Annotated in this window: 4 protein-coding genes; all 4 read right to left on the bottom strand. The window is 69.0% G+C overall.

Annotated elements, in window-relative coordinates:
• Positions 1–423: 423 nt before the first annotated feature.
• The 4 genes from ACZ7JZ_RS35920 to ACZ7JZ_RS35905 all read right to left on the bottom strand — a co-directional run bounded on the left by ACZ7JZ_RS35920 (position 424) and on the right by ACZ7JZ_RS35905 (position 3024).
• Positions 424–633, bottom strand: a complete 210-nt coding sequence (locus ACZ7JZ_RS35920) for a hypothetical protein (RefSeq protein WP_470947346.1) — start codon at positions 631–633, stop codon at positions 424–426.
• Positions 615–944, bottom strand: coding sequence for a hypothetical protein (locus ACZ7JZ_RS35915; protein WP_470947344.1), 330 nt, complete (start codon positions 942–944; stop codon positions 615–617). Before ACZ7JZ_RS35915 ends, ACZ7JZ_RS35920 begins: the two co-directional genes overlap by 19 nt.
• 291 nt (positions 945–1235) lie before the next feature.
• The gene (locus ACZ7JZ_RS35910; protein WP_387986222.1) at positions 1236–1730 is read right to left on the bottom strand and encodes a hypothetical protein; all 495 of its coding nucleotides are present in this window, start codon (positions 1728–1730) and stop codon (positions 1236–1238) included.
• Between the two features lie 52 nt (positions 1731–1782).
• On the bottom strand, positions 1783–3024 hold the full coding sequence (locus ACZ7JZ_RS35905; protein WP_470947341.1) for an IS110 family RNA-guided transposase: 1242 nt from the start codon (positions 3022–3024) through the stop codon (positions 1783–1785).
• Between the last annotated feature and the right edge of the window lie 697 nt (positions 3025–3721).

Genomic DNA, 3721 nt, shown 5'->3' with positions numbered 1-3721 from the left:
AGCAGCCTTGGCTACCGCAGTCCGGCCGACTACGAGGCCGCCCTCGCGGCCTGACCACCACACCGATGGTGTCCGTCAAAGCGGAACAAGCTCAGTTCATACAGCTCCTCGGCTCCGTCGGAAACAACAGCACCGTGCGACTCCTGACCTCACTAGCCGGCGACCCCACACTCGGGCCCGACGCAGTCGAAGCCGTACGCCGCCTCAAACGGGAGGGACGAGACGAAACCTAGACCGGCCTGACGGCCTCCCTGCACAGGCTCTTCCTGCAGCAGCCGTCCTGCCCCGGCCTCACCGGCTCTCCGTCAGGAGCTCGCCCCTGCTCGGGGGCCCACGCGCTGGGTATGCACGACGGCAGCCGGTGCTCCACCTGGTGCCGACCATGTGAGCCCGCCACCGTCGGCGACCGGGTGGACCCGCCTATCAGCGGCGAGAGAAGTCGGCCGCGTAGTCGCTGCGGGAGGCCCCAGAGTACTGGGTCCAGCGGGTGGCCGACCGGATATGGATGCCGAGGAAACGGCTGAGGACGACGGCGGGCAGCTCGGCGGCGAGATCCAGGAGTGCGGTGTTGCGTACCGGCGTTGCACGGATCCCGAGCCGGTGGAGCCGCCGCATCAGCTGCTTGTTGCCCATCGGGCGGCCCGGGAAGGCTCCGGGAAGAACCAGGGGTAATCGTCGGTCTGGCCGACGACCGCGTGTCCCTTCCGTTCTTCGAGCAGGCGGAGGACGAGGGTGTCCAGCGGCGGCGGCATGTCCAGCGGGTGGCTACCGAGGGCGAGGCTGACCACGTCACCCTGCCGGGTCACGTGCTCGATGGTCAGGGCGGTGATGTGGCTGCGGCCTTCGCGGCGGGCCTGGGCCAACTGCGCGGACAGCCTCCGATACATCGCTGCCGTGTGCGACAACACGCCCTCGGAGACCAGCCGGTACAAGACCTGCCTCAAGGTCACTTTGAGCGGCGCGCAAACCTTCCACGATCTGCCGCGCCCGTTCCACGACGACCGTCCACCGGATCCGCTCCTGCGCCATACCGGTACATGTACCCCTGCGCCGCCGCCGGCCCCCGTTCATGGGATCCACCTCTTCCCCCGGCTGTCGCGCGGAAAGACACCTCATGCAGTTAAGCCGTCAAGTCGTGGGGGTGAGGCCGTGCCCTTGCAGATCTTGCCGAGGGTCCACGCTGGGCCTCAGCTGGCGCCCCGAGGCCGACGTGGGACGGAGGCCGGGCGAGTGGGTCACCAGAGGCCGAAGAACCGTGTCCACCAAGTGGGCCGCGCCGAGAAGTGCTCCAACCTGCTGGGGCCCTCGTAGTCGCTCTCCAGCAGTTCCTCGGGGACGCTCACGTAGCCGAGTTCGGCCAGCGCCCGCTCCACGGTGGCGAGGTCGCCGAGGTCCAGCACTCCCTCCTCGTGGGCCTCGGCCGTGCCCAGGAAGGCCCCCGGATTGTCTGCGCAGACCTCGGCGAGGGAGCCAAACTTGCTCACGCAGACCACGATCCGCGTCCCGCAGACCGTCGCGTCCGCAGGCACGTGGACGCGCCCGTACTCGCTGGAGTCCTGGGTATCCCGCTCGGACTCGCACGAGGCACGGAAGTCTGCTTCGAGCCGACGCACTAGCCCACCGAACTTGAGGCCGGTCGCCGCGCGGTCGTAGTGCAGCGGCCGTTCCAGCCGCTCCGGGTCATCAAGTTCACGCAGGAGGGTCAGCAGTTCTATCTCGCTCTTCGCCATCCGCACATCCTGCCGCCCGTCGGGCGGGAGCGGCGAGGCAGGGCCGTCCTGTTCATGTCGTAGCTGTCGCTGCTGTCTGGGGCTCTGAGGGGAAGGCGATTGCTTCATCGAATGGGACGCGTGCCAGGAGGCAGTGGTGGAGCTGGCCGAGCATCCGGTTGAACAGGTGCCGCAGGGCCTGCATGTGCCAGTCTCCTCCTGCCCGGCGGCGCCGGTAGTGGGCGTCCGCGCCGGATGAACCGCCGAGGGAGGCGAAGGCCCAGAGGTGGCCGACGTGGTTGAGCCGGTTGTTCTTGACGAACCGGCGTCCGACGTAGCGGCGTTTGCCGGAGGCCCGCGTGATCGGGGCCGAGCCCGCGTACGCCTTCAGCCCTCCAGCCGAGGCGAACCTGGTCCTGTCATCGCCCATCTCGCCCAGAATCCGGGCACCGACCTGAGGGCCAATCCCAGGGAAGCTCAGCATGATCGCCGCGTCCGGGTGCGACCGGAAGGCATCCTCGGTGGCCCGCGCCAGGTCATCGACTGCCTCGCAGGCCGCGTCCAGCTGCAGCAGCAGGGCCAGTGCCTGCTTACCCATGGCGTCTTCGACGAGAGGCAGCTGTCGAGGGGCTTCCTGGCGGAAGAGCTGCTGGATGCGTTCGGCGTCCGTCTCGATGCCCCGGCGGCGGCCGGCCCGCCGGAGCATGGCGGTCAGCTTCCACATCTGCAGCTTGGCGGCCAAAGCAGGTGTGGGCGCGACGGCCAGAATGCGGCGGGCATCCGGGCGCGTCAGGGTTCCCGGCTTGTCCCTGAACGCCTCGATCATCGCCGGGAAGTACTCCCTCAGCAGGGACCGCAGCTGATTGGCGACCTGCTGCCGGTTCCAGACCGCGTCCTGCTGCGCGCGGGCCAGGACGGCGACTGCCTGTGCCAGGTCGGTGTCGGCGGGCAGAGTGCGGTGCATCGGCGCGTCGGTGCGGATGATGTTCGCGAGGACAAGGGCGTCGCCGGGGTCGGACTTCTTGCGGCTGACGCCGTGGCGGTCGCGGTAGCGGGAGGCGGCCATCGGGTTGACCGCGTAGATCTTCCGGGGGCCCTGCCGCAGGGTGGCGACAAGCAGTCCTCGGCTGGTCTCGATGGCCACCGGGATCGGCATCTCCGCGGTGTCGCCATGCTCTGCCAGAAGGTCCAGCAGCAGCCGGTAGCCGTCCAGGTCGTCGTTGATCCGGCACTTGGCCAGCAGCTTGCCGGTGTCGTCGACGAGCGCGACGTCGTGGTGGCCCTCCGCCCAGTCGATCCCGCAGAACACGTCCATGGATCCCGCCCCTTCTCCGGTGCTGTTCTCGAAGGCGAGCACGCGGGGCCGCACGGCGCACTAATTCCAGGGCTCCAGGGCCCGCCACCTCATCAGCCGTGCGCGGCACCGCAAGCCGCACGGGCGCGCGCCGTGTCCAGAGCTCGAAGCTCGTGAGGAGAAAACGCGTCACCGTGCGGCAGCTCATCCTTCGAGGATCCCGAACCCGACGGGCCCGCGGGGGCAGAACGTGCGAGGACCGGCCGGCGCCCAGCGCCACCAGTCTTTGCAAAGACCTCGCACGGTCGGAGGTGTCGTAGGGGTCACCACGGCACCGACCGGACCACACACGTCCTGCCCCGGGCTGGACAACGCCGCCCCGGGCCCCTCAGAGATCCAGGACCTCTAATTACTAACGAATTAGAGGTGTCGTTTTGCGGAAGGGGCTTGCCCACGGCAGTTGACCTGGGGAAACGGATGATCACCGGATTCGGGGGGTCCCACCTCCGGTCACCCCTGCGGTCCCCCGCCTAGTGCACCCCTGCAGACAACCCTCCAGCCCTCTTCCGGTGCAACCCTCCAGCGGGTCGGGGTGCGCCCGGCAGCCTCCCCGGCCGGGGAGGTGAGCTTGTTCCGCTTTGACGGACACCATCGGTGTGGTGGTCAGGCCGCGAGGGCGGCCTCGTAGTCGGCCGGACTGCGGTAGCCAAGGCTGCTG

It is taken from the genome of Streptomyces sp. NPDC038213 (assembly GCF_055600495.1).
The sequence above is the reverse complement of the archived record's forward strand: the minus strand, read 5'-3'. Positions and strand labels throughout refer to the sequence as shown.

Bases quoted from the DNA above. Each gene is read 5' to 3' on its own strand.
- ACZ7JZ_RS35920 (WP_470947346.1), bottom strand. From the start codon at position 633: ATGGGCAACAAGCAGCTGATGCGGCGGCTCCACCGGCTCGGGATCCGT.
- ACZ7JZ_RS35910 (WP_387986222.1), bottom strand. From the start codon at position 1,730: ATGGCGAAGAGCGAGATAGAACTGCTGACCCTCCTGCGTGAACTTGAT.
- ACZ7JZ_RS35905 (WP_470947341.1), bottom strand. From the start codon at position 3,024: ATGGACGTGTTCTGCGGGATCGACTGGGCGGAGGGCCACCACGACGTC.